Source organism: Bailinhaonella thermotolerans (genome assembly GCF_003594875.1).
Classification (GTDB): Bacteria; Actinomycetota; Actinomycetes; order Streptosporangiales; family Streptosporangiaceae; genus Bailinhaonella; species Bailinhaonella thermotolerans.
Map to the genome: position 1 here is coordinate 477965 of NZ_QZEY01000004.1, position 26079 is coordinate 504043.

Sequence of the window (26079 nt, forward strand, 5' to 3'; positions counted from 1 at the left end):
CCGGGAGGAGCACGGCATCCGCGATGCCGCGCGCGCGTGAGGCGCGGCGTCCGGGCCGCCGGTCGTGAAGGGAGGGGAGATTGCATCGCGCGCATCGTGCCCGGCTCGTCCTCGGCGTGCTGATGGCCCTGTCCACCGCCCTGATCACGCTGGACGTGCGGGGGGACGCCTCGGCCCTGCGGGCCGCGGGGGCGACGGTGGCCGGGCCGGCGCAGGAACTGCTCGCCGCGGCGGCACGCCCGCTTGCGGACGCCTCCGGGGCGGGGGAGGCCCGGGAACGCGTGCGCGAGCTGGAGCGCGACAGGGCTCGTCTCGCGGCCGAGCTGTGGAGTGAGCGCGCGGCCCGCGAACGCCTCGCCCAGCGGGAGAGGATCGCCGCCGCCGCGCCCCGCCGCGCCCTGGTCATGGCCGGCGTGGTCGCCGCGGGCAGGCACCAGGGCTACGGGCACACCATCACCATCGACGCGGGGAGCGCGGACGGCGTCCGCCCCGACATGGCCGTGATCAGCGGCGACGGGCTCGTCGGCCGGGTCGTGGCGGCGGGGGCGGGCTCGGCCACCGTGCTGCTGGCCGCCGACCCCGGCGCGAGCACCGGCGTGCGGGTGTCCGGGCTCGGGGAGATCGGCGTGGTCACCGGCACCGGGCTGCGCGGCGGCGGGCCGCTGCGGCTGCGCCTGCTCGACGCCGACGCGAGGCTGGAGGCCGGGCAGCGGCTGGAGACGTTCGGGTCGGCGGGGACCCGCCCCTATCCGCCGGGCATCCCCGTCGGGATCGTCGAGCGGGTCGATCCGCCGGGCGACCAGCTCACCCGGACCGCCCTGGTGCGGCCGTTCGCCAGGTTCACGGCGCTGGACACGGTCGCGGTCGTCACCGGGGAGGCGCGCGATGGCGATTAGGCTCGCGCTCGCCGTGCTGCTCGCGCCGCTGCTCCAGGCCGCCGTGGCCGACCGGCTGCCCTGGCCGGGAGGCGCCGGGCCCGACCTCGTGCTCGCCGTGGCGGTCGTCGCCGGGGCCGTCCACGGCCCGCTCACGGGCACGGTCGCCGGGTTCTGCGGCGGGCTCGCCCTGGACCTGTCCCCGCCCTCCGACCACGTCGCCGGCCGCACGGCGCTCGTGCTGTGCGTGCTGGGATACGCCTGCGGCGCCGTACGCCGCCCGCCCCGGCCGGCGGTCGCGGCCGCGGGGGCGCTCGCCGGGACGCTCGCGCTGCCCGGCCTGGACGCGCTCCTCGGCGACCCCCGGATCACCTGGTCCGCGCTGGCGCACACCGCGCCGCCGGCCGTGGCGTACACCCTGGCCATGATCGTGCCGGTGTGGCTCGCGCTCGCCGGCCGTACGGCAACGAGGATGACCGATGCGACGTCCCTCCCGCTCTCGCCTGTTCGTGGTGCATCTGCTCGTGGCCTCGCTCTTTCTCGTCTTGTTCGGCCGCCTGTGGCAGGTGCAGGTTCTGGACGGGGGCCGCTACGCCCGCGCCGCCGTCGAGGATCACGTGCGCCAGATCACCGTGCCGGCGGTGCGCGGCCGCATCGTCGATGACCGGGGCCGCCCGCTCGTCCGCAACCGCACGGCCATGGTCGTGTCGGTGGACCTGATCCAGCTCGGCCGCCTGCCCGGCCGGGGCCGCGACGTGCTGCGCCGCCTCGCGTCGGCGCTCGGCAGGCCGTACGGCGAGATCGCCGGGCGGGCGCGGCTGTGCTCGCCGACGGTGGGGAGGCCGTGCTGGCCGGGCTCGCCGTACCAGCCGGTCCCGGTCGCGGACGGCGTGGAGGAGCGGGTCGCGCTGCAGATCGTGGAGCGGCCCGAGGTCTTCCCCGGCGTGACGGCCGAGGCGCGGCCGGTGCGGGAGTATCCCGGCGGGCCCCTGGCCGCGCACGTGCTCGGTTACCTCGCGCCCGACGACGTGTCGGGCGGCGGGGACCCGAGCGGCACGCGCCTGGTCGGCCGCGACGGGCTGGAGGCGACCTACGACGCGGACCTGCGGGGCACGCCGGGCCGCCGCGAGGTGGTCGTGGACAGCGCCGGGCAGGTGCTGCGCGTCGCGCGCGAGCAGCCCCCGAGGGCCGGCGCCACCCTGGTGACCAGCATCGACGCCAAGGTCCAGGAGGTCGTGGAGAAGGCCCTGGCCAAGGCCGTACGGCGGGCGCCCGGCGCGTCCACGGGCGCGGCGGTCGTGCTCGACGCGAGGACGGGGCGGGTCGTGGCGATGGCCGGGTACCCGTCGTACGACCCGCGGGTGTGGACCGGCGGGATCTCCCCGGCGGACTACAGGCGCCTGACCTCGGGGGACCGGCCGCTGGTGCCGCGGGCGATCCAGGGGCAGTGGCCCCCCGCCTCCACCTGGAAGATCACGTCCACGGTCGCGGCCGTGAAGGCGGGCAAGGACCCGCGCGGCGGCTACGACTGCTCGGGGTCCTACCGGGTGGGCGACCGGTCGTTCCGGAACTTCGGCGGGATCGGGCACGGGACGATGGACCTGCGCCGCGCCCTCGTGGTCTCCTGCGACACGATCTACTACAGGTTCGCGCACGAGATGTGGCGGAAGGACCAGAAGGCGAAGAATCCCGCCGACCCGATGCAGAAGACCGCCCGCGCGTTCGGCTTCGGCCGGCGGACCGGCGTGGACCTGCCGGGCGAGGCCGCCGGGCGCGTCCCCGACCGGGCCTGGAAGCGGGCGTACTGGGAGAGCACGCGCGAGGCGGCGTGCGCGGAGGCGCGGCGCGGGCACCCGGAGCTGGCGCGCAGGGACCCGGCGCGGGCGAGGTACCTGACGGCCGTGGCCGCCGAGAGCTGCACCCACGGGTACCTGTGGACCGCCGGGGACGCCGCCAACTTCTCGATCGGCCAGGGCGACGTGCTCGTCACGCCGCTCCAGCTCGCCCGCGCCTACGCGGCCCTGGCCAACGGCGGCACGCTGTTCGGCCCGCGCGTCGCCAGGGCGGTGGTCGCCGCCGACGGGCGGGTCCTGCGCGAGATCACCCCGCCCGCCGAGGGCCGCCTGCCCGTGGGGAAGAAGACGCTGAAGTACATCCGCGACGCGCTCGCCGAGGTACCCAGGTCCGGCACGGCCGCCGCCGCGTTCGCCGGATTCCCCTGGGAGAGGGTGGCGGTGGCCGGGAAGACGGGGACGGCCGAGTCGTTCGGGGCCAGGGACACCTCGTGGTTCGCCTCCTACGCCCCGGCGGGCAGGCCCCGCCTGGTCACGGTCGTGGTGATCGGCAACGGCGGGACCGGGGCCGACGCCGCGGCGCCCGCCGTCCGCGAGATCTGGGAGGGGATCTACGGCCTGGGCGGGCGCGAGGCGGCGCTGCCGGGCGGCGTGCCCGCCGATGACCTGCCCCGCCTGGACGCCGCCGGGGCCGAGGCCCCGGCCGCGCGGGGCGAGGCGCGGGCCGCGCGCGGCGAGACCGCCGTGAAGGGGGCCGGGCCGGGGAAGGCCGCGCCCGAGGGGGACTCCGAATGAGGTTCGGGGAGCGGTCGCCGCACCTGCGCCGCGCCCTCGGCGAGGGCGACCTGTCGCGGGTGCGCTGGGTGCGGCACTCGGCGCTGCGCGGCACCGACTGGTGGCTGCTCGCCGCCGTGTCCGCGCTGGCCGGGCTCGGCGTGCTGCTGGTCTGGTCGTCCACCCGTCCCCGGCTGATCGCGGCCGGGGAGGACCCGCAGGCGTACCTCAAACGGCAGATCGTCAACGTCGCGCTCGGGCTCGCGCTGCTGCTGGTGATCGCGTTCGCCGGGCGCGGGACGCTGCGGGCGTGGACGCCCCCGGCGTACCTGCTGGGCTGCCTGGGGCTGGCCGCCGTGCTCACGCCGCTCGGGATGACCGTGAATGGCTCGCGTTCGTGGCTGGGCGTGGGCGGGTTCCAGTTCCAGCCCTCGGAGATCGTCAAGGTCACGGTGGTGCTGGGGCTGGCCTCGCTGTTCGGCGACCACGGGGAGCGGCGGCCCCCCGCGGCCCGGTTCGGGCTGGCGCTGCTGCTGGCCGCCGTGCCGTTCGGGCTCGTGATGCTCCAGCCCGACCTCGGCACCGGCATGATCCTCGCGGTGACCGTGCTCGGCGTGCTGGTCGTGGCCCGGGTACGGCTGGGCTGGCTGGCCCTGCTCGCCGGAGCGGGGGTCGCGGCGGGCGCGCTGGCGTGGTGGCTGGACCTGCTCCAGCCGCATCAGGTGGACCGGCTGCTGGCGTTCGCCGACCCCGGGGCGGACCCGCGCGGCGCGGGCTACAACGCGGCGCGGGCCCTGGTCACGGTGGGCTCGGGCGGGCTGCTCGGGCGCGGGCTGTTCCACGGCGACCAGACCGGCGGCCGGTTCGTGCCCGAGCAGCACACCGACTTCGTGTTCACGGTCGCGGGGGAGGAGCTGGGGTTCGCCGGGTCCGCGCTGATCCTGATCCTGCTGTGGGCGGTGATCTGGCGCGGCCTGCGCATCGCGGCGCACGCCGCCTCGCCGTACGGCACGATCGCGGCGGCGGGCATCGTGTGCTGGCTCGCGGTGCAGACCTTCGTCAACGTCGGGATGGTGCTGGGCGTGGTCCCGGTCGTCGGCGTCCCGCTCCCGTTCGTCTCGTACGGCGGGAGCGCGGTGGTCGCCTCGATGGCCGCGGTCGGCGTCCTGATCTCCATCGGCCGCGAGGCCGCCCGGCCGTACTAGGGCCACGCGGCCGGGACCGGTCCGCCCCGCCGGGACCCGCGCGCGACGAGCCGCGCCTCAGCCGGCGATTGACAGGAATCTCTGAAGGTTCTTCTCTGGAGGAGAAGGAGGCGGCCATGGTGGCGTACGCGTACCGGTGCGGCGACTGCGGCCCCTTCGACGTGACGCGACCCATGGGGGAGGCCGCGGCCGAGGAGGACTGCCCGGAGTGCGGCGGCCCGGCGCGGCGCGTCTTCACCGGCCCGTCGTTCGCGCGCACCCCCCGGGCGCTCGCGCGGGCGCTGGCGGCGCAGGAGAAGAGCGCGCACGAGCCGGAGGTCGTCACCCGCGCGCCCGCGGCCCGGCCGCCCGCACCGCCGGCCGACCCCCGCCACGCCCGGCTGCCCCGGCCCTGACCCCTCCGGCGGCGGCCCGCCGTGCCCGCCGCCCGGCGCTCCGAGACCATCCCGCCGATCCCCTCGCGGAGGCATCCATGCCCGAAGTCGTCTTCAGCGTCGACCAGGCCCGGTCGATGGCGGACCAGGCCGTCCCCGGCCACAACCGGTGGCACCCCGACATCCCGCCCGCGGCCGTCGTACGGCCCGGCCAGGAGTTCCGCGTGGAGTGCCGGGAGTGGACCGACGGGCAGATCGGGAACGACGACTCGGCGAACGACGTGCGGGACGTGGACCTGAGCCGGTGCCACATGCTGAGCGGGCCGATCGCGGTCGAGGGCGCGGAGCCGGGGGACCTGCTCGTCGTGGACATCCTCGACCTGGGCCCGGTGCCCCAGGAGACCGGCCCGGTCCCGGGTCAGGGCTGGGGCTACACCGGGATCTTCGCGCGGACCAACGGGGGCGGGTTCCTCACCGACCGGTTCCCGGACGCGTACAAGGCCGTCTGGGACTTCCACGGCCAGCAGGCGACCTCCCGGCACCTGCCCGGCGTGCGGTTCACCGGGATCACCCACCCGGGCCTGTTCGGCACCGCGCCGTCGGCGGACCTGCTGGCCCGGTGGAACGCCCGCGAGCGCGCCCTGATCGCCACGGACCCGGACCGGGTGCCGCCGCTGGCCCTGCCCCCGCTGGAGGAGAACACCCTCGCCGGGACGCTGACCGGGGACGCGCTGGCGGCCGTGGCGCGCGAGGGCGCCCGCACGGTCCCGGCCCGCGAGAACGGCGGCAACCACGACATCAAGAACTTCAGCCGCGGCTCCCGCGTCTTCTACCCCGTGCACGTGCCCGGCGCGCTCCTGTCCGGCGGCGACCTGCACTTCAGCCAGGGCGACGGGGAGATCACCTTCTGCGGCGCGATCGAGATGGGCGGGTTCATCGACTTCCACGTCGACCTGATCAAGGGCGGCATGGAGAAGTACGGCGTGACCACGAACCCCGTCTTCATGCCGGGCGACGTCGAGCCGAGGCACACCGAGTTCGTCTCGTTCATCGGCATCTCGGTGGACCACGACACGGACACCAACCACTACAACGACGCCACCCTGGCGTACCGCAACGCCTGCCTGAACGCGATCGCCTACCTGACGACGTTCGGCTACAGCCCCGAGCAGGCGTACCTCCTGCTCGGCGCGGCCCCCATCGAGGGCCGGATCAGCGGCGTCGTGGACATCCCCAACGCCTGCTGCTCCCTCTACCTGCCCACCTCGATCTTCGACTTCGACATCCGCCCGGGCGCCGAGGGCCCCCGCCGGGCCGACCGCGGCCGGTGCGCGACGTCCTCCTGACCCCGCGTCCTGCTGACGTGGCGTCCTGCTGACCTGGTGTCCTGCTGACGTGGCGTCCTGCTGGCCTGGTGTCCTGCTGATCCGGTGTCCTGCTGACCCCGGCCGGGGTGCCGGGCTCGCCGGAGGAAACGGGACGGCCCGGGACCCGATCGGGGTCCCGGGCCGCCACGCGCCCGCCGTACGGCCGCCGGCCGCGGATCGGCCGTGCTCCAGCCGCGGGCCGGCCGCGGCTCAGCCGCAGGTCAGCCGGGCGTCGCCCCAGGAGGCGTGGTCGTTGCCGTTGCCGTCGCCGCCGTCCGCGACCCGCAGCTCGACGTGCCGGGCCCCGCTGACGTCGGCGCGCAGGTCCCACGCCGGGTCGGTGTTCTTCAGCACCGGGCTCTGCGCCACGGTCCTGCCGTCGGCCACGACCGAGAACTGCACGGTGCCGCGCGTCCCCTGCGAGTCGTCCACGCCGACGGAGGCCGTGAGCGCGGTGCAGCGCCCGCCGAGGAAGTACCGCACCGAGCCGGGGGCGTGCATGCCCAGGCCCTTGGCGAAGACCTTGCCGCCGATCGTGAGCGGCGTGCCGTCGCCCTGGCCCTGCGGGCCGTTCGACATGTCCCGCTCGACCGGCCCCCAGCCGTTCGACGACGACACCCAGTCGATGTCGCTCACCCACGTGTCCTTCGCGGGCGGCGGGGGCAGCGTCCGCACGGACGTCTCGGCGGCCAGCGTCCTGGCCGCCCCGCCGACCCGGTACGACACCGTGGCCTTGAGCGGGTACGACCGGTACGGCGCGTCGATCGGCGGCGTGACCTTCCAGGTGACCGCGCGCCGCGCGCCCGGCTCGACCGTGACGGCCGATCCGTCGCCCGTGACCGTCCAGCCCTCCGGCACGGCGAGCCGGACCTCGACGTCCTGCGCCGCCACGTCCTCGGCGTTGGTGAACGTGGTGGTCACCTCGTTGGCCGCGCCCGGCTCCACGGTCTCGCCCGCCCTGACGTCCAGCGAGGCGCAGGCGAGCTGCTCGCCCGACGGCCCGAGGTCCTTGACCGCGAAGTCGTCGAGGATGAAGTCCGCCCCGGCCTTCTGGGCCTGGAGCGAGCGCAGGCCGACCCACACGTCGCCGCACCCGGCGACCACCCGCTCGGTGAACCGCGTCGTCGCGCGCCGCTCGGGGATCGGGGTTCGCCGGATCTCCACGCTCTGGCCGTTCTTGTCGTAGGCGGTGACCCAGGAGTACGTCCCGGCCAGCGCGTTCTGGTAGCTGAACGACACCTCGTAGGCGTGGCCGGGCCGGAAGCGCACGGTGTGCGGCACGGTCCGGTACACGATGCCCTGCCGCTCCTCGTGGACCTTCAGCGACTCCTCGCCGGAGATCACGTCGTCCACGGTCTTGCCGTTCCAGCCCGCCTGGGTGTACGGCGCGTGCTTCTGCGCGATGTGGGTGCGGGGGTCGGACGGCGGGCCGTTGTCGCCCTTGACGAACGGTCCCCAGCCCTGGTCCACGTGCTCGAAGTCCTCGACGTCCCGGGGGGCGGGGTTCCGCACGAGCCGGACGTCGTCCACGCGCACCGCCGCGTCGCCCTCGCCGGCGCGGACGCGCAGGGTGACGGCGTCCCGGGGCGAGGTGAACGCGACCTTCACGCGCTGGAAGTACGTGCCGCGCTTCTCGTCGGCGTTGATGAAGTTCTTCGCCGTGGACCGCTCGACGACGTTCTCGGCCTTGAGCTTCGGCGCGCCGCCGACCTCGATCGCGGTGCGCCGGGTCTTGCCGGGCTCGACCTCGATGTGCGCCGAGGCGACGTAGCTCGCGCCCGGCGTCAGGCCCTTGATCCGCTGCTCCAGGACGGCCTCGCCGCCGCCGCCGAGGAGGGCGACCCGGTGGCCCTTGTCGTTGACCTCGACGCGGACGTCGCCCTCGGTGCTCCACTTGTCCAGCGCGTCGCCGTTGAAGCCGGGGTCGTGGACGCCGGTGCCCTGACCCCAGCCGGGCTTGTCCTGCTTGGGGGCCTTGCCGGCCGGGTAGAGCACGTACGGCACGCCGGCCTCGGCCTGGAGCGTGATCTTCCCGTCGGCCGGGGTCACGGTGGCGACCCGGACGCGGCCCTGGTCGGTGAGCCTGAAGACGTCCATGGGGCCGGAGGCGGACCAGGTGGTCGCGCCGCCGCCGGGGTTGAAGTGGTAGAACTTGCCGCCGTCCCACGGGATCAGGTAGCTGCCGCCGTCGATGACCTTGGCGTCGCCGGCCCACACCTCGCGCTTGCCGTTCCTGGCGGTGCCGCGGACGCCGTCCGCGAAGACGATCTCGTCGTCGGTCCACTTCATGATCGGGTGGTGCTGGAGGTACTTCGCCGGGAGGTTGTGCTCCCAGACGTTCCGGGTGAACGCGGTGAAGTCCACCTCGCCGGTCCAGCCCTCGAACTCCTCGATCCGGGCGTTGCCCAGGACCGGGTGGGCGTTCCAGACGTCCTTCTCGTGGTTGCGGATGAACCGGATGATCTGGGAGTTCAGCCCCTTGTTGGTGGCGCCGCCGTAGCTCATGTCGTTGGCCCAGTGGGACCACAGCGAGGAGCGCTCCAGCTTGTCCGACCACTCGGTCGTCACCTGGAAGCCCAGCTTGCGCAGCTCGGCCAGGGTCCGGTCGGCGATCCAGCCGTGCGAGTAGTAGACGTCCACGTAGAGCGCGGCCAGGTTGCGGTCCGTCTCGTCGCGCAGTCGCTTGAACCGCCGGGCCAGCTCACCGCTGTTCAGGTCGCGGCGCTGGTCGATGTAGTACGACTGGTCGAGCCAGTTCCAGCCCTTGGCGGCGGGGTCGACCAGCTTGTCGTGGAACGTCTTGGCCACCGGGTACGCCTCGGTCGCGTTGACGTGCACGCCGAACGTGGCGTTCCACTCCTTGCCCTCGCGCAGCAGCGTGTTCAGGTCGTCCAGGCCGCCGGCGCGCTTGTTGTAGTTGCCGCCGTAGTCCGGGTGCGCCGAGTCGTGGCCCTCCGAGGCGTACCCCTTGAGCAGGGCGAGCTGCCCGAGGCCGTCGGTGGCCAGCGCGACGCGCTTCACGTCGTCCAGGGTGCGCAGGAACGGGTGCGTGGCCTGGCTGGCGAAGTTGAACGGGATGTGGATGACCGGGCGGCTCTTCGTCAGCTCCGAGCCGAGGGCCTTGACCCCGATCTCGCGGAAGGCGATCGCGCCGTCCTGCCAGTCCACCTTCCGGTCGGCGTTCGCGTCCGGGGTCACCACGACCTTGGCCCAGGGCGCTTCCTCGATGACGGGGGAGCCCTCGCCGCGGTGGGTCCACTGGCCGCTCCACACGCCCACCCGGACGGTCCCCGACGGGTCCTTGCGGGCCTGGTGCCAGAACCTGGCCGCGTCCCGGCCGGTCGCGCCGGACGGCTTGTCGTACGTCGAGTTCGACTCCACCGCCGCCGCGAGGCCGCTCGTGTTCACGATGGCGTACGTCGCGCCGACTGGGGCCGCCTCGACCGGCGTCTGCGCGGTGACCTGGGCGAACACGTCGGCGGTGCGGGTGGAGTCGGGGTCCAGGCGGGTGAACGCGGTCGCCGCGCCCTCCTGGTCGGCGCCGACGGACACCAGGTCGTGGCCCGGGATGTCGATCGTGCCGACGCGGAACGCCTCGGTGTCGGTCACCTTGTCGATCCGGAACGTCGTCACCCGGCCGGACAGGCCGATGCTCGCCTCCAGCTCGACCCCCGAAAGGCCCTCGAAGGCCAGCCGGTAGCGGGCGGTCGTGTCGTCGCCGCCGGTGAGGGCGGCCTTGACCGGGTAGGCGCGGCCGTTCAGCGTCACAGCGGTGACGGGGGAGGTGCTGCCGGTCAGCTCGGCCCCGCCCTGGTTCGCGCGGTAGCGCAGGACGCGGGGGAAGTCGGCGGCCACCGTGACGGTGAGCTCGGCCGACCGCAGCGTCCGGCCCTCGGCCGAGGGGGTCGCGGCGGGGGACGGCGTGGGGGTGGGCGCGGGGCCGGCGGTGGGGGTGGCCGGCGGCTCGCCGGCCGGGCCGGGGGTCTCCGCCGGGGCGGCCGAGGGGCCGGGGGCGGTCGTGCTGGGATCGGGGCCCGGGACGGGCTGGTCGGTGGCCGCCGTGGGAGGCGGCGCGGGGACGGGTTCGGCCGTGGCCGCGGGTGCGGCGGCCAGGGAACCGGAGAGTGCCAGAACGCCGATCACGGCGGCTGCGGTACGCCGGCGCATGTACTTCCCTTCGGGGAGACAGGGTTCGGCCCCACATTGATCCACGAGCCCACCGGGACACAATGGACAAAACATCGCGCGCTCTTGCACTTATCTGCGCGCCCGGCGCAGCCCGCGCACACCAACGATCATCGGGCGGACCCGCTCGCCTGATCTCGTGATCCGGTCCCGTCCGCTGCTGGCGCGAGGCCCGGGGAGGGAGGCCCCGGGAGGGAGGGCCGGAGGGCGGGATGGCCGGAGGGCGGGATCACGAGAGCCCGGCCGGTCCGAGGGCGGGCGCCGCCGGGGCGGGGTGCGGTGGGGGGAGGTCCGGAGAGGGGCGGGCGAGATCGCGGCGTCGTTCCGGCTCCGCGGCCGGAGGATACGGTGACCTATCCGAAGCGATCGGTGACGGAGAGTTATGACGGCCTTCTGACCTGGGTAAGTCTTCTACGTCATCACGGGATCGGCGGGCTCGCGGGGGCGGGCGACGGGGGTGGCCAGGTGATCCGGGGGTACGCCGAGCAGCCCAGCCCGCGCGCCGGGGGACGGGTGACGTTGCGGGTGGCGACGGACGCGCCCGAGTTCCGGGTGGAGTTCCACCGCTGCGGCGACGGGCTGACGCGGCACGGCGGCTCCGGCTGGCTGCCGGGGCGGGACGCGCCGCACCACCCGCCCTACGCCGACTGGGGGAGGCCGGGGACGAGCCTGGCGGGGGAGCCGCTGGCCCCCTGGCCCGAGCACTCCTTCGAGGTCCCCGCCGGCTGGCCCCCGGGCGTCTACGTCGCGATCCTCGTCGAGGGTGACGGCCGGGGCCGGGACCGGTCGGACCCCGACCGCTCGACGGCGGACGGCCGGTCGGCCCGGGCGCTGTTCGTCGTACGGCCCGCGCCCGACCGCGCCCCCGCGCCCATCCTCTACAAGCTCCCGCTCCTGACGTACCACGCCTACAACACGGTGGACGGCGAGCCGTACGACGCCGGGGCGGGGCGGGGCCAGTGGTGCCTGTACAACCACCCGGAGGACCCCGCGCTGCCGACCGGCGTGTCCGTCCACCGCCCCGGCGGGGGCACGGGCGGGACGCCGTACGACGTGGACAACTTCGACCCGTTCGACCCGACGCCGCGCCAGACCTACGTCCACTGGGACGGCCGCTTCGCCGCGTGGCTGGAGCGCGAGGGCTACGAGGCGGACTTCTGCACCGACGTGGACCTGCACCGCGAGGGCCGCGCCCTGCTCCGGCCGTACCGGCTGATGGTGAGCGCGGGGCACGACGAGTACTGGAGCGAGGCCATGCGCGACGCCGCCGAGGGGTACGTCGGGGACGGCGGCAACATCGCGTTCTTCGGCGGGAACACCTGCTGGTGGCGCGTGGTCTTCCACGACGACGTGACGTACTCGCGGGTGGGCTTCTGGCACGAGGAGGGCCGCCCGGAGAACCACCTGACCGGCGTGAGCTTCCGCAACGGCGGCGAACGCGACCGGGACGAGCATCCGGTCCGCGTCGGCTACCGGGTCCAGCACGCCGGCCACTGGGTCTACGAGGGCACCGGGCTGCGCGACGGTGATGTGTTCGGCGAGGAGGAGTACGTCGTCGGCTACGAGTGCGACGGCGCGGACTTCCGCCGCACGAGGTCGCCCGCCGTTCCCACCTGCGAGGACGGTACCCCGCGCACGTTCACGATCCTCGCCGTGGGCGACGCGAAGGCGAGCGGCTGGGGCTTCGGGAACGCCGCCGCCACCCTGGGCGTCTACGAGCGGGGCGGCACGGTCTTCAACGCCGCGACCACGGACTGGCCCCGGGCGCTGGGCAACCGTCACGTCGCGCGGGTGACGAGGAACGTCCTGACCCGCCTCTCCGGCGGGAACCCGCCGCGCTGACGCCCACGACGGGCTCACGGGCAGACCCCCCGGCAGGCCCCCGGCCCGGGGAACACGGCGCGAGGGCACGGTGCGAGGGCGCGGTGCGAGGGCGCGGCGCGAGGGCGCGGTGCGAGGGCGCGGCGCGAGGGCGCGGCGGAAGGGCGCGGCGGAAGGGCGCCCGCGATGTCCGCGGGCGCCCTTCCCGGATGAGGACGATCACACCGGGGGCGGCGGGGCCTTCCAGTCCTCGCCCGGGATCGGCGGCTCCTCGCGCTTGCGGATGAGGTACGGCGGGAGCGCCAGGGCGTGCATGCCGGTGTTCCGCAGGGTCTCTATGGACTGCTCCGGCGTCTCCGTCAGGGGGTCGCCGGGGCCGTTCAGGGACGTGTTGATGAGGACCGGCGAACCTGTGCGCTCGTTCCAGGCGGTGAGGAGGGCGTGGAGGAAGGGCGTGTTCTCCGGCTCGACCGTCTGGAGGCGGGCGGTGCCGTCCACGTGGGTGATGCCGGGGAGCCGGTCGCGGTACTCGGGCCGGACGTCCGCCGCGTACTGCATGAACGGCGCGGGCCGGTCCACGTCGAAGATGCGCTCGGCGTGGTCGGACAGGACGAGCGGGGCCAGCGGCCGGAACCACTCGCGGCCCTTCACCTCGAAGTTGATGTAGTCCCGCATGTCCGGCCGCCGCGGGTCGCCGATGATGCTGCGGTTGCCCAGGGCGCGCGGGCCGGACTCGCTGCGGCCCTGGTGCAGCGCGACGACCCGGCCGCTCTCCAGGAGGCCGACCATCGCCGCCACCAGGTCGTCCGGCTCCTCGGCCACCAGGTCGTCCGGGAGCGCCCGCACCGCGGCCGCGATCTCGTCCGGGTCCGGGTCCGGGCCGAGGAAGTCGTTCGTCCAGCGGAATCCCGTCTCCAGGCCGAGGCATTCGGTGAGCCCGTACAGCGCGCAGCCGACCGCGGTGCCGCCGTCGTGGGGGCTGGGCGGGATGAAGACGCCCCGGAACGGCGACTCGCGGATGAGGATGCCGTTGGCCGAGCAGTTCAGCGCGGTGCCGCCCGCGAAGACCAGGTCGTCCAGGCCGGTGCGGGCGTGGAGCCAGTCCGCCAGGCGCGACAGGGCACGCTCGAACGCGCGCTGACCCGCCGCGGCGAGGTTCGCGCTCTCGGCGAACGCCGCCTCGCCGTACACGAAGTCCTCCGTGCGGGCGAAGACGTCCATCCAGGCGGACGGGATGAAGACCTCGTGCTCGCGGACGTCGAGGTCGGGCAGGCCGAGCGCGTCGGGGTCGCCGAGGGGCGCAAGACCCATCACCTTGCCCTCGTTGCCCTCGCCGGTCGGCCACAGCATGCGCGTCAGGAGCGAGTAGAAGCAGCCGAGCCCGGCCGGCTCGGCCCAGTCGCCGCTCCAGAGCTGCTTGGCCAGGCACTCCACCGGCCTGCCGCGCTCGCACCGGTAGAACGAGCTGATCTCCAGCAGGTCCCCGGGCGTGCCCGGCGGCAGCGTGACCGGCTCGGTGAAGTCGCGCACGCGGCTGCCCTGCGCGTCCACGACCATGCCCGCCGCCAGGTCGAACGGCGAGGGCGGGAACGCGCTGTACAGGTGCGTGAGGTGGTGCGACACCAGGACGACCGGCGCGTCGTCCTTCAGGTTGAGCGTCTCGCGCAGCTCCGCCCGGTAGTCCTCCAGCTTCCCGATCTCGTCGTCCGACGAGAACCCCTCGACGACGAGATCGACCGGCTCCTTGAGCGCGGGGAGGTGCGGGAGGTACTTGTCCGGCAGGTCGCCGAGCCGCCCCCAGTGGTGTTTGCGGCGGCTGATCCGCTCCTTCTGGAGGCTGTAGACGGTCGAATCGCCGACGGCGACGGCGATGGACCCGTCCTGGGTCCGGTTGATTCCCACGACAACAGGAACGTCGGTCATTTCGGGCCCCCCGCTCACGAGACATCAGAAGAAGCTCGCGCACCCCCTACCCGTCAGACGCCGCCAATCACCTCCAACCCCCTCTTCACCAGCGAAAACCCCGTAAAGGTGAATCGGTGCCCGCGAAGGGGCGGCGGGGCGGCTCCATGATCGATGCGAGCGGGCTCCGCGCGCCTTAGGGTTGAGCGCGACGGGAGCGGCAGCGGATCGGCGGACGGCGCGAGGGGCACATGACGGCAGGCTCCGGGGGCAGGGAGCGGGCGGCGCGGCCGCCGGTGCTGAGCGACGTCGCCGCGCTGGCGGGCGTCTCGATGATGACCGTGTCGCGCGCGCTCAACGACCCCGCCCGGGTGCACCCCGACACCCGCGCCCGGGTCCTCGCGGCCGTCAGGAAGCTCGGCTACCGGCCCAACTCGGCCGCCCGGCGGCTCGTGACCGGCCGCTCGGGGGCGCTCGGCGTGGTCAGCTTCGACACCACCCTGTACGGCCCGGCCTCCACGCTGCACGCCATCGAGCAGGCGGCCCGGCGGCGCGACTACGTCCTCAACATCGCCAGCCTCGACACGCTGAACCGGCTCTCCATCGAGGACGCCGTGGACCGGCTGCGGGCCCAGTCCGTGGACGGCGTGATCGTCGTCGCCCCGCACGAGTCCGCCGCCGAGGGCCTGAACCACCTGCCCGCCGAGCTGCCGGTCGTCGCGGTGGACGCCGGGGACTCGCCGTCCGTGCCCGTCGTCATGGTGGACCAGTACGGCGGGGCCGTCCGCGCGACGCGGCACCTGCTGAGCCTGGGCCACGAGACGGTGTGGCACATCACGGGCCCGGACGACTGGGTGGACGCCCGCGGCCGGGCCGAGGGCTGGAAGGCCGCCCTGGAGGCGGCCGGCCGCCAGGCGCCCGAGCCGCTCGCGGGGGACTGGACCGCCCGCTCCGGCTACCGGGCGGGCCGCCGCCTGGCCGCCGACCCCGCGGTCACCGCGGTCTTCGCCGCCAACGACCAGATGGCGCTGGGCCTCCTGCGCGCCCTGCGCGAGGCCGGGCGAAGGGTCCCCGAGGACGTCAGCGTCGTGGGCTTCGACGACATCCCCGAGGCCGCCTACCTGTGGCCGCCCCTGACCACGGTCCGCCAGGACTTCCACGAGGTCGGCGCCCAGGCCGTGGACCTCCTCCTGTCCCGCCTCGCCGGCGCCCCGGCCCCCGGCGCCCGCACCGTGGAACCCGAGCTCATAGTCCGGGAGAGCGCCACCCCACCCCGGTCCTGACCCCCTGCCCGCCCGCCTCCGTGCGCGGCCCTTCTCCCGCTGCGCCCGCGCGGTGCTCGTGCCTCGCCGGGCCGCTGCTCCGTTCCTCGCCGTGATCGTGCGATTCCGCGTCCGCGGTGACACCGGCCGAGGTCGCGGGAGACGCCGGCGCCGGTGCGGAATCGCGAGATCCCGGCAGGGGCTGGGGGCGCGGGCCGGGAACGCGGTGTCGCGCCACGGTGCGGGGGTCATGGGGTGACGTGACGGTCACGAGGTGAGGGTCACGCGTGTGGCGGTCGTGCGGCGGTGGCCACGTGGTGGCGGGCATGTGGCGGCGGCCAGGGGTGGCCGGGGGTGGCCGGGGGTGGCCGCGGGTGGCGAGCACGGGCGGGGGACGGGGCATGGCTCCTCACGGAAGGGTTGTTAGCGCTAACAAGAGCGGGTGTGTCCGGGGTCGGCGACGGGGGGTCGGGGGGAGTCGCCGGCGGCGCTGTGAACGATTCACCAGTTAAGGACCGGATGTCGCGCGCGTCAAGAGAGCGTTAACACTGCGTTTCGCGTGACGTGACCGTTACCTGCCGAGAGCTTGACGAGAGGTGATGTTAACGCTCACAGTGTTCGTCACCGGAAAGGAGGACCCGTGCGACGGACACGTGATCGGCCCCCCGTCATGGCCGACGTGGCAAGGATGGCGGGCGTCTCGCACCAGACGGTCTCGCGGGTGCTCAACGACCATCCCAACGTCCGCGCCGAGACCCGGACCCGGGTCATGGAGGCGATCGACAGGCTCGGCTACCGCCGGAACCTGGCCGCCCGCACCCTCGTCACGCGGCACTCCCGGATGCTGGGCGTGGTCAGCTTCGACACCACCCTGTACGGCCCGGCCAGCACGGTCTACGGGATCGAGCAGGCGGCCAGGGCGGCCGGTTACTTCATCAGCATCGTGAGCCTGAAGTCCATCGACCGGGCCGGCGTGCGCGACGCGATCGACTACCTCGCCGACCACGGCGCGGACGGGATCGTGGTGGTCGCGCCGCAGCGTTCGGCGGCCGCGGCGCTGGAGGACCTGCCCCCGGGCATGCCGGCGGTGGCCGTGGAGGGCGGGCACGCGGGCGAGGTGCCGGTGGTCTGCGTGGACCAGTTCACCGGCGCGCGGCTGGCGACCGAGCACCTGCTCGCGCTGGGCCACCGTACGGTCTGGCACGTGAGCGGGCCGCCGGACTGGCTGGAGGCCGAGGGCCGGGTCGGCGGCTGGCGCGCGGCGCTCGCCGCCGCGGGCCGCGAGGCGCCCGAGCCGCTGGCCGGGGACTGGAGTCCCCGCTCCGGCTACGAGGCCGGGCGGCGGCTCGCCCGCGAACCGGACGTGACGGCGGTGTTCGTGGCGAACGACCAGATGGCGCTCGGCGTGCTGCGGGCGCTGGCGGAGGCCGGCGTGCGGGTGCCCGAGCGGATCAGCGTGGTGGGCTTCGACGACATCCCGGAGTCGGCGTACTTCTCGCCCCCGCTCACCACGGTCAGGCAGGACTTCGGAGCCGTGGGCAGGCACAGCATCGAGCTGTTGCTCCGGCAGATGGCGGGCGGCGCGCGCGGGGGCGAGCGCCTCGTCGTGCCGCCGGAACTGGTGGTCAGAAGCAGCGCCGTACGGCGCTGAGCGGGCGTGGACGATCCGGGGGGATCGGGCAAGCGGCTCTGTTAACGCTCACAGTCAATTCGGGGGCTTACGAGAAAGGACCCCTGCGGTGTTCAAGAGGATCACGGCGTTCAAGAGGATCTCGGCCCTGGCGGCCGCGGGCGTGGCGGCCATGGCGCTGACGGCCTGCGGCGGTGGAGGCGGCGGCTCCGCCAGCGCCGCGGACGGCACCATCACGATGGGCTTCTCCCAGGTGGGCGCGGAGAGCGGCTGGCGCACCGCCAACACCAAGTCCGTGCAGGAGTCGGCCAAGGCCGCCGGCATCCAGCTCAAGTTCTCCGACGCGCAGCAGAAGCAGGAGAACCAGATCAAGGCGATCCGCTCGTTCATCCAGCAGAAGGTGGACGTCATCGCGTTCTCCCCGGTCGTCGAGAGCGGCTGGGACACGGTGCTCAAGGAGGCCAAGAACGCCAAGATCCCGGTCATCCTCACCGACCGGGCGGTGGACTCCAAGGACACCAGCCTCTACAAGACCTTCCTGGGCTCGGACTTCGTCGAGGAGGGCCGCAAGGCCGGCAACTGGCTCGTCGAGCAGTACAAGGACGCCAAGGACCCGGTCAACATCGTCGAGCTGCAGGGCACCACGGGCTCGGCGCCCGCCAACGACCGCAAGGCCGGCTTCGCCGAGGTCATCGGCAAGGACGCCAAGTTCAAGGTGATCGCGTCGCAGAGCGGCGACTTCACCCGGGCCAAGGGCAAGGAGGTCATGGAGGCGTTCCTCAAGGCGCACCCGGACATCGACGTGCTCTACGCCCACAACGACGACATGGGGCTCGGCGCCATCGAGGCGATCGAGGGCGCGGGCAAGAAGCCCGGCGTGGACATCAAGATCATCACGGTCGACGCCGTCAGGGACGGCATGCAGGCCCTGGCCGACGGCAAGATCAACTTCATCGTCGAGTGCTCCCCGCTGCTCGGCGGCCAGCTCATGGACCTGGCCAAGAAGGTCGTCAAGGGCGAGAGCGTGCCTGCCCGGGTGGTCACCGAGGAGACCACCTTCACCCAGGAGCAGGCCAAGCAGGCCCTGCCCACCCGCCAGTACTGATCCCGCCGGACCCCCGTGCGGTACGGCTCGCGCGAGCCGTACCGCACGGGACCGGCCCGGACGCGGCGCGAGGCGGCTCGCTGGCGCCTCGCGTGGCACCGGCGAGAACCCGCCCTGACGGGACCGCCCTGATGAGACGGCGCTGACGGGACCCGCGCTGACGGGACCCGCGCCGATGAGAGCGGCGCCGGAGCGGACGGCGCCGGAGAAAGACAGCGCCGATGAGAGCAGCGCCGACCAGAGGAAGAGGAGGGGGCCGCATGGCCGCACCCGCGCCGATCCTGCGGATGACCGGGATCGGCAAGCAGTTCCCCGGAGTGAGGGCGCTGGACGGCGTCGACTTCCGGCTGATGCCCGGTGAGGTGCACGCCCTGATGGGCGAGAACGGCGCCGGCAAGTCCACCCTGATCAAGGTGCTGACCGGTGTGTACGGCATCGACGCCGGGGAGATCGAGCTGGCGGGGGAGAAGGTCGCCTTCAGCGGCCCCCTGGCCGCGCAGCGGGCGGGCATCAGCACCGTCTACCAGGAGGTCAACCTCTGCGCCAACCTGTCGGTCGCGGAGAACATCTTCATCGGCAGGGAGCCCCGCCGCCTGGGCCGCATCCACTGGAAGGAGATGCGCCGCAGGGCCGCCGCGCTGCTGGCCGGGCTGGACCTGGACATCGACGTCAGCGCCCCGCTGTCGGCGTACTCCCTGGCCGTGCAGCAGATGGTGGCGATCGCGCGGGCGGTGGACGTCGAGGCCCGGGTGCTGATCCTGGACGAGCCCACCTCCAGCCTGGACGCCGACGAGGTGGCCCAGCTCTTCCGGGTGATGCGGCGGCTCAAGGAGCAGGGCATCGCCATCCTGTTCGTGTCGCACTTCCTCGACCAGATCTACGAGATCGCCGACCGGATGACGATCCTGCGCAACGGCGCGCTGGTGGGGGAGTACCACATCAGCGAGCTGAGCCAGGTCGAGCTGGTGGCCAAGATGATCGGCCGCGAGATCGTCGAGCTGGAGCGGCTGGAGGGCAAGCCCCCGGCGCCCAGCGGCGGGCCGCTGATCGAGGCCGAGGGCCTGGGCCGCCCCGGCGCGATCGAGCCGTTCTCGCTCACCATCCGCGAGGGCGAGGTGACGGGCCTGGCCGGGCTGCTCGGCTCGGGCCGCACCGAGCTGGCCCGGCTGCTGTTCGGCGCCGACCACGCCGGCTCGGGCAGCCTGAGGATCAAGGGTGCCCCCGCCTCGCTGCGCACCCCGCGCGCCGCGATCGCGCACGGCGTCGCCTTCTGCTCGGAGAACCGCCGGGCCGAGGGGCTGATCCCCGACCTGTCGGTGCGGGAGAACCTCGTGCTGGCGATGCAGGCCCGGCGCGGCTGGACCCGCCCGATCCCGCGAAGGACGCAGGACGAGCTGGTCGCCAAGTACGTCGAGGCGCTGGGCATCCGCCCGGCCGACCCGGAGATCCCGATCCGCAACCTCAGCGGCGGCAACCAGCAGAAGGTGCTGCTGGCCCGCTGGCTGATCCTGGAGCCGAGGTTGCTGATCCTGGACGAGCCCACCCGCGGCATCGACGTCGGCGCCAAGGCCGAGATCCAGCGCCTGGTCGCCGAGCTGTCCGACGGCGGCATGGCCGTGCTGTACGTCTCCGCCGAGCTGGAGGAGGTGCTGCGGCTCAGCCACAAGGTCGAGGTGCTGCGCGACCGCCGCCTGGTGGCGGAGCTGCCCAACGACGAGGCGCTGACGACCGACGCCCTCATGGAGGCGATCGCGAAGGGAGGACGCTCATGAGCGCCCTGCTCCGCCACCGGCTCGTGTGGCCGGCGGCCGTGCTCGCCGGGCTGCTGCTGGTCAACGTGATCTTCACGGACGGGTTCCTGTCCGTCCAGATCCGCGACGGGCACCTGTACGGCAGCCTGATCGACATCCTGCGCTTCGGCGCACCGCTGATCCTGGTCGCGCTGGGCATGACGCTCGTCATCGCGACCGGCGGCATCGACCTGTCCGTCGGCTCGGTCGTGGCGATCTCCGGCGCGCTCGCGTGCCTGCAGATCAGCGGCCTCGGCGACCAGGGCTCGGTCGGCGGCGTGCTCGCGGCGGTGGCCGTCGCGCTCGCGCTGTCGCTGGCCCTCGGCGTCTGGAACGGCCTGCTGGTGTCGGCCATCGGCATCCAGCCGATCATCGCCACGCTCATCCTCATGGTGGCCGGGCGCGGCCTGGCCCAGCTCATCACCGACGGCCAGATCATCACGGTCAACAGCGCGCCGTACAAGCTCATCGGCGGCGGCTACTGGCTGACACTGCCGTTCGGGATCATCATCGTCGCGGCGGTGCTGACGCTGACCGCGTTCCTCACCCGGCGCCTGGCGCTCGGCCTGCTCATCGAGGCCGTCGGCGGCAACGCCGAGGCGAGCCGGCTCGCGGGCATCCGTTCCCGGGGCGTACTGATCATGGTCTACACGTTCGCCGGGCTCTGCGCCGGGATCGCCGGGCTGATGATCAGCTCGAACGTGTCCAGCGCCGACGGCAACAACGCCGGCCTGTGGATCGAGCTGGACGCCATCCTCGCCGTCGTCATCGGCGGCACCTCCCTGTCCGGGGGCCGGTTCTCGCTCGCCGGGACCGTGCTCGGCGCGCTGATCATCCAGACGCTGACCACCACGATCTACTCGATCGGGGTGCCGCCGGAGACCACGCTGCTGTTCAAGGCGCTCGTCGTGACCATCGTCTGCCTGCTCCAGTCGCAGGCGTTCCGCGCCAAGGTGTTCCGCCGCCGCGCCGCGCCGCCGGCCGGCCGTCCGGCGGCCGAGGAGAAGAAGGTCGGGGTGCCGGCATGAGCGTCGAGAGCACCGCGGGCGGCCGCCTGAAGGCCCCCGTCAGGATCCCCCAGAAGTTCGTGCCGGTGCTCGTCACGGCCGCCCTCTTCGTCGCGATGTTCGCGGCGGGCGGGGTCCGCTACGAGGGCTTCGCCACCGGCCAGATCGTGCTGAACGTCTTCATCGACAACGCGTTCCTGCTCGTCGTCGCCGTGGGCATGACGTTCGTGATCCTCGCCGGCGGCATCGACCTGTCGGTGGGGTCGGTCGTGGCGCTGTCCACGATGATCGCGGCCACCCTGCTCAAGGACGGCTGGCCGTCCCCGCCGGTGATCGGCCTGGTGCTGCTGATCGGCACCCTGCTCGGCACGGGGATGGGCGCGATCATCCACTACTTCGAGATCCAGCCGTTCATCGTGACCCTGGGCGGCATGTTCCTGGCCCGCGGCCTGAGCTACACGATCGGCACCGAGTCGATCCCCATCGAGCAGCCGACGTTCACCGCGTTCGCGCAGACCCGGATCGACCTGTTCGCCGACCTGTGGATCTCGCCCAGCGTGCTGATCGCCGCCGTCGTGGTGGCCGTCGCGGCCTACGTGCTGCACTACACCCGGCTCGGCCGCAACGTGTACGCCGTGGGCGGCGGCGAGCAGTCGGCCCTCCTGATGGGCCTCCCGCTGGCCCGCACGAAGATCGCCGTCTACGGGATCAGCGGGTTCTGCTCGGCGCTGGGCGGCGTGCTGATGTCGTTCTACATGCTGTCCGGGTACGGCATGCACGCCGTCGGCATGGAGCTGGACGCGATCGCCGCGGTGGTCATCGGCGGCACGCTGCTCACGGGAGGCTCGGGCTACCTGCTGGGCACGGTGCTCGGCGTGCTCGTGCTCGGGCTGATCCAGACGGTCATCAGCTTCGAGGGCACCCTGAGCCCCTGGTGGACCCGGATCGTGATCGGCCTGCTGCTGTTCGTCTTCATCCTGCTGCAGCGCCTCATCACCGCCCGCAGGCGGTAGCCCCCGCGGCCGGACACGGTGCGGCCCGGCCCGCTGGGGCCGGGCGTGGAGTGGCCGGCCCCCATGGCCCGCGTCGCCGTGCGGCGGCGCGGCCGTACCCCCGAGATTTCCGCATGGAGTTGATGTGAGCGCTAACAGATACGTGGTCGGCGTGGATTTCGGCACCCTGTCCGGCCGCGCGCTGGTGGTGAGGGTCGGCGACGGCGCCGAGGTGGGCGCCGCCGTGCACGAGTACGCCCACGGCGTGATCGACGAGCGGCTGCCCGGCGGCGGGCCCGAGCTGGGGCCCGACTGGGCGCTGCAGTCGCCCGCCGACTGGATCGACGTGCTGCGGACCGCCGTTCCCGAGGCGCTGGCGGCCGCCGGGGTGGACCCGGCCGACGTGATCGGGATCGGCACCGACTTCACCGCCTGCACGGTCATGCCCGTCACCGCGGACGGCACCCCGCTCTGCGAGCCGTACCCCGACCGGCCGCACGCCTGGCCCAAGCTGTGGAAGCACCACGCGGCGCAGCGGCACGCCGACCGGATCAACGAGCTGGCCGCCGAGCGCGGCGAGCCCTGGCTCGCCCGTTACGGCGGCAAGATCTCCTCGGAGTGGGAGTGGGCCAAGGGCCTGCAGGTGCTCACCGAGGACCCCGCGACGTACGCCGCGGCGGAGCGCTGGATCGAGGCCGCGGACTGGATCGTCTGGCGGCTGACGGGCGTGGAGACCCGCAACGTCTGCACCGCCGGGTACAAGGGCATCCACCAGGACGGGGCCTACCCCTCGAAGGAGTTCGCCGCCGCGCTCGACCCCGGATTCGCGGACTTCACCGGCAAGCTCGGGCACGACCTGGCCCCGCTCGGCGGCCTGGCCGGGCGGCTCACGGCCGAGGCCGCGAGGTGGACCGGGCTGCCCGAGGGGATCGCCGTCGCCGTCGGCAACGTGGACGCGCACGTCACGGCCGCCGCCGCGGACGCCGTACGGCCCGGCCAGATGGTGGCGATCATGGGCACCTCGACGTGCCACGTGATGCCGTCGGACCGGCTCGCCGAGGTGCCGGGCATGTGCGGGGTGGTGCGCGACGGCATCGTGCCCGGCCTGTGGGGATACGAGGCGGGCCAGTCGGGCGTGGGCGACATCTTCGGGTGGTTCGTCGAGACCTCCGTGCCCGCCGGGTACGCCCGGGCGGCGGCCGAGCGCGGGATGGGCGTGCACGAGTACCTCACCTCGCTGGCCGAGCGGCAGAAGGTGGGCGAGCACGGCCTGGTCGCCCTCGACTGGCACAACGGCAACCGGTCCGTGCTGGTGGACCACGACCTCTCCGGGGTGATCGCGGGGCAGACCCTCGCCACCCGGCCCGAGGACGTCTACCGGGCGCTCATCGAGGCGACCGCGTTCGGCGCCCGCGTGATCGTCGAGGCGTTCGAGGCGGCCGGGGTGCCGGTGGAGGAGTTCGTCGTGGCCGGGGGCCTGCTGAAGAACCGGTTCCTCATGCAGGTGTACGCCGACGTGCTGCGCAGGCCGCTGTCGGCGATCGGCTCCGAGCAGGGGCCCGCGCTCGGGTCCGCCATCCACGCCGCCGTCGCCGCCGGGGCCTACCCCGACATCACGGCCGCCGCCGCGGCCATGGGCTCGCGGGTCCCGGCCGCGTTCACGCCCGACCGGGACCGGGCCGACGCCTACGACCGGCTGTACGCCGAGTACCGCCGGCTGCACGACCACTTCGCGGACGGCGGCCTGCTGCACCGCCTCCGCGCGATCAGGAACGACGCCGTCAGGGGCGACGCGATCAGGAACGAGGCGAGCGCATGATCGAGCAGTTGCGGAGGACCGTCTGCGATCTCCACGCGGAGCTGGTCAGGAACAACCTGGTGGCGTGGACCGCCGGCAACGTCTCCGGGCGGCTGCCCGGCGGCGACCTCTTCGTCATCAAGCCCAGCGGCGTCTCCTACGACGACCTGACGCCCGAGTCGATGGTGGTGTGCGACCTGGACGGCAAGCCCGTCGAGGAGGGCCTGGCCCCCTCCAGCGACACCGCCGCGCACGCGTACGTCTACCGCCACATGCCCGAGGTGAACGGGGTCGTCCACACCCACTCGACGTACGCCTCGGCGTGGGCGGCGCGCGGCGAGGCGATCCCGTGCGTGCTCACCGCGATGGCCGACGAGTTCGGCGGCGAGATCCCGGTGGGCCCGTTCGCCCTGATCGGCGGCGACGACATCGGCCGGGGCGTGGTCGAGACCCTGGCCGGGCACCGCTCGCCCGCCGTGCTCATGCGCAACCACGGGGTGTTCAGCATCGGCGCCTCGCCGAAGGCCGCGGTCAAGGCCGCGGTGATGTGCGAGGACGTGGCGCGCACCGTGCACGTCGCCCGCCAGCTCGGTGAGCCGGTCCCGATCGCCCAGGCCGACGTGGACAGCTTGTACGACCGCTATCAGAACGTTTACGGGCAGAGGAGCTCGCGATGAGGGTGTGGTTTCTGACGGGCAGCCAGGGCCTGTACGGCGAGGACACGCTGCGCCAGGTGGCCGAGCAGTCCCGGCGGATCGCCGCGGCGCTGCCGATCGAGGTGGAGTGGAAGCCGGTGCTGACGGACGCCGCGGCCATCCGGCGGGTGTTCCTCGCGGCGAACGCCGACGACGACTGCGCGGGCGTGATCGCCTGGATGCACACGTTCTCCCCGGCCAAGATGTGGATCGCCGGGCTGGACGCGCTGCGCAAGCCGCTGCTGCACCTGCACACGCAGGCCGACGCGGAGCTGCCGTGGAGCACCATCGACATGGACTTCATGAACCTGAACCAGGCCGCGCACGGCGATCGCGAGTTCGGCCACATCCAGACCCGGCTCGGGGTGCCGCGCAAGACCGTCATGGGCCACGTCTCCGACCCCTCGGTCGGGGCGCGGGTCGAGGCGTGGACGCGGGCGGCCGCCGGGTTCGCCGAGATGCGCACGATGCGGCTGGCCCGCTTCGGCGACAACATGCGCGACGTCGCGGTGACCGAGGGGGACAAGGTCGAGGCGCAGCTCCGCTTCGGCGTCTCGGTCAACACCTACGGCGTGAACGACCTGGTGGCGGCCGTGGACGACGCCGCCGACGCCGAGGTCACGACGCTCGTGAAGGAGTACGAGGACCTCTACCGGGTCGCGCCGGAGCTGCGCGCGGGCGGGGACCGGCACGAGTCCCTGCGCTACGCCGCCCGCATCGAGCTGGGGCTGCGCGCCTTCCTCGGGGACGGCGGGTTCACGGCCTTCACCACCAGCTTCGAGGACCTGGGCGGGCTGCGGCAGCTCCCCGGCCTGGCCGTGCAGCGCCTGATGGGCGAGGGGTACGGCTTCGGCGGCGAGGGCGACTGGAAGACCGCCGTCCTGCTGCGCGCGCTGAAGGCGATGGCGCCCGGCGGGGGCACCTCGTTCATGGAGGACTACACCTACCACCTGGTGCCGGGCGAGCAGCTCGTGCTGGGCGCCCACATGCTGGAGGTGTGCCCGTCCATCGCGGCCGGCACGCCGTCCTGCGAGATCCACCCGCTGTCCATCGGCGGGCGCGAGGACCCGGTCCGCCTGGTCTTCGACGCCGAGCCCGGCCCCGCCGTCGTCGTCGGCCTGGCCGACCTGGGCGACCGCTTCCGCCTGGTCGCCAACGAGATCGACGTCGTCACGCCGCCCCACCCGCTGCCCCGCCTCCCGGTGGCCCGCGCGGTCTGGCGGCCCCGCCCCGACCTGCCGACCTCGGCCGAGTCCTGGCTGACGGCCGGCGCGCCCCACCACACGGTGCTGTCCAGCGCCGTCGGCACCGAGGAGCTGACGGACCTCGCCGAGATGCTGGGCGTGGAGCTGCTGGTGATCGACGCCGACACGACCACGGCGCGCTTCGCCAAGGAGATGCGCTGGAACCAGGCGTACTACCGCCTCGCCCAGGGCTTCTGACCGGCCGCCGGGCCCCCTTCCCCGGGCACCCCCGGGGAAGGGGGCCCGGCCACGCCGTCCAC

Annotated in this window: 18 protein-coding genes; 16 read left to right on the forward strand and 2 right to left on the reverse strand. The window is 73.8% G+C overall.

The genetic code is table 11. From position 1 onward, the window contains the following. Window positions 1-80: 80 nt before the first annotated feature. The 6 genes from mreC (at window position 81) to fmdA (ending at window position 6367) form a co-directional block, all read left to right on the forward strand. The gene (mreC, locus tag D5H75_RS14655) at window positions 81-896 is read left to right on the forward strand and encodes a rod shape-determining protein MreC (protein ID WP_119926969.1); all 816 of its coding nucleotides are present in this window, start codon (window positions 81-83) and stop codon (window positions 894-896) included. Beyond that, entirely contained in the window at window positions 886-1539 is a 654-nt protein-coding gene (locus tag D5H75_RS43035; protein WP_242454240.1) for a rod shape-determining protein MreD, read from the forward strand. The genes mreC and D5H75_RS43035 overlap by 11 nt, the downstream gene beginning before the upstream one ends. Beyond that, window positions 1421-3463, forward strand: coding sequence for a penicillin-binding protein 2 (mrdA, locus tag D5H75_RS14660; protein ID WP_242454256.1), 2043 nt, complete (start codon window positions 1421-1423; stop codon window positions 3461-3463). The genes D5H75_RS43035 and mrdA overlap by 119 nt, the downstream gene beginning before the upstream one ends. Then, entirely contained in the window at window positions 3460-4647 is a 1188-nt protein-coding gene (gene rodA / locus D5H75_RS14665; RefSeq protein ID WP_119926971.1) for a rod shape-determining protein RodA, read from the forward strand. The genes mrdA and rodA overlap by 4 nt, the downstream gene beginning before the upstream one ends. A 116-nt stretch (window positions 4648-4763) precedes the next feature. Continuing rightward, window positions 4764-5042 carry an FmdB family zinc ribbon protein gene (locus D5H75_RS14670; protein ID WP_119926972.1) on the forward strand — a complete coding sequence of 93 codons (279 nt, stop codon included), beginning with the start codon at window positions 4764-4766 and terminating at the stop codon, window positions 5040-5042. Window positions 5043-5119: 77 nt separating this feature from the next. Next, window positions 5120-6367 carry a formamidase gene (fmdA, locus tag D5H75_RS14675; protein WP_119926973.1) on the forward strand — a complete coding sequence of 416 codons (1248 nt, stop codon included), beginning with the start codon at window positions 5120-5122 and terminating at the stop codon, window positions 6365-6367. Between the two features lie 231 nt (window positions 6368-6598). Here the strand turns inward: fmdA and D5H75_RS14680 are convergent, their stop codons facing one another. Continuing rightward, window positions 6599-10531 carry an endo-alpha-N-acetylgalactosaminidase family protein gene (locus tag D5H75_RS14680; protein ID WP_202638145.1) on the reverse strand — a complete coding sequence of 1311 codons (3933 nt, stop codon included), beginning with the start codon at window positions 10529-10531 and terminating at the stop codon, window positions 6599-6601. 507 nt (window positions 10532-11038) lie between these two features. Between D5H75_RS14680 and D5H75_RS14685 the strand changes: the two genes are divergently transcribed. Beyond that, window positions 11039-12415 carry a N,N-dimethylformamidase beta subunit family domain-containing protein gene (locus tag D5H75_RS14685; RefSeq protein WP_119926975.1) on the forward strand — a complete coding sequence of 459 codons (1377 nt, stop codon included), beginning with the start codon at window positions 11039-11041 and terminating at the stop codon, window positions 12413-12415. Between the two features lie 198 nt (window positions 12416-12613). Here D5H75_RS14685 and D5H75_RS14690 read toward each other — a convergent pair whose 3' ends face one another. Continuing rightward, complete coding sequence (locus tag D5H75_RS14690; RefSeq protein WP_242454241.1) at window positions 12614-14296, reverse strand: carbamoyltransferase family protein; 1683 nt, start codon at window positions 14294-14296, stop codon at window positions 12614-12616. Between the two features lie 251 nt (window positions 14297-14547). On the opposite strand from D5H75_RS14690, the gene D5H75_RS14695 reads away from it, so the two are divergent. The 9 genes from D5H75_RS14695 to araA all read left to right on the forward strand — a co-directional run bounded on the left by D5H75_RS14695 (window position 14548) and on the right by araA (window position 26017). Further along, window positions 14548-15579 (forward strand): LacI family DNA-binding transcriptional regulator, encoded by a 1032-nt coding sequence (locus tag D5H75_RS14695; RefSeq protein ID WP_119926977.1) that lies wholly within the window; start codon window positions 14548-14550, stop codon window positions 15577-15579. Window positions 15580-16228: 649 nt separating this feature from the next. Continuing rightward, on the forward strand, window positions 16229-17209 hold the full coding sequence (locus D5H75_RS14700; RefSeq protein WP_119926978.1) for a LacI family DNA-binding transcriptional regulator: 981 nt from the start codon (window positions 16229-16231) through the stop codon (window positions 17207-17209). Between the two features lie 88 nt (window positions 17210-17297). Next, window positions 17298-18293 (forward strand): ABC transporter substrate-binding protein, encoded by a 996-nt coding sequence (locus D5H75_RS14705; RefSeq protein ID WP_202638146.1) that lies wholly within the window; start codon window positions 17298-17300, stop codon window positions 18291-18293. A gap of 260 nt (window positions 18294-18553) precedes the next feature. Continuing rightward, complete coding sequence (locus D5H75_RS14710; protein WP_119926979.1) at window positions 18554-20065, forward strand: sugar ABC transporter ATP-binding protein; 1512 nt, start codon at window positions 18554-18556, stop codon at window positions 20063-20065. After that, window positions 20062-21111 carry an ABC transporter permease gene (locus D5H75_RS14715; RefSeq protein ID WP_119926980.1) on the forward strand — a complete coding sequence of 350 codons (1050 nt, stop codon included), beginning with the start codon at window positions 20062-20064 and terminating at the stop codon, window positions 21109-21111. The genes D5H75_RS14710 and D5H75_RS14715 overlap by 4 nt, the downstream gene beginning before the upstream one ends. Continuing rightward, complete coding sequence (gene yjfF, locus D5H75_RS14720) at window positions 21108-22103, forward strand: galactofuranose ABC transporter, permease protein YjfF (RefSeq protein ID WP_119926981.1); 996 nt, start codon at window positions 21108-21110, stop codon at window positions 22101-22103. The genes D5H75_RS14715 and yjfF overlap by 4 nt, the downstream gene beginning before the upstream one ends. Window positions 22104-22245: 142 nt before the next feature. After that, window positions 22246-23901, forward strand: a complete 1656-nt coding sequence (gene araB / locus D5H75_RS14725) for a ribulokinase (RefSeq protein ID WP_119926982.1) — start codon at window positions 22246-22248, stop codon at window positions 23899-23901. Then, entirely contained in the window at window positions 23898-24557 is a 660-nt protein-coding gene (locus D5H75_RS14730; RefSeq protein WP_119926983.1) for an L-ribulose-5-phosphate 4-epimerase, read from the forward strand. Before araB ends, D5H75_RS14730 begins: the two co-directional genes overlap by 4 nt. Beyond that, the gene (araA, locus tag D5H75_RS14735) at window positions 24554-26017 is read left to right on the forward strand and encodes an L-arabinose isomerase (protein WP_119926984.1); all 1464 of its coding nucleotides are present in this window, start codon (window positions 24554-24556) and stop codon (window positions 26015-26017) included. The genes D5H75_RS14730 and araA overlap by 4 nt, the downstream gene beginning before the upstream one ends. The last annotated feature ends 62 nt before the right edge of the window (window positions 26018-26079 follow it).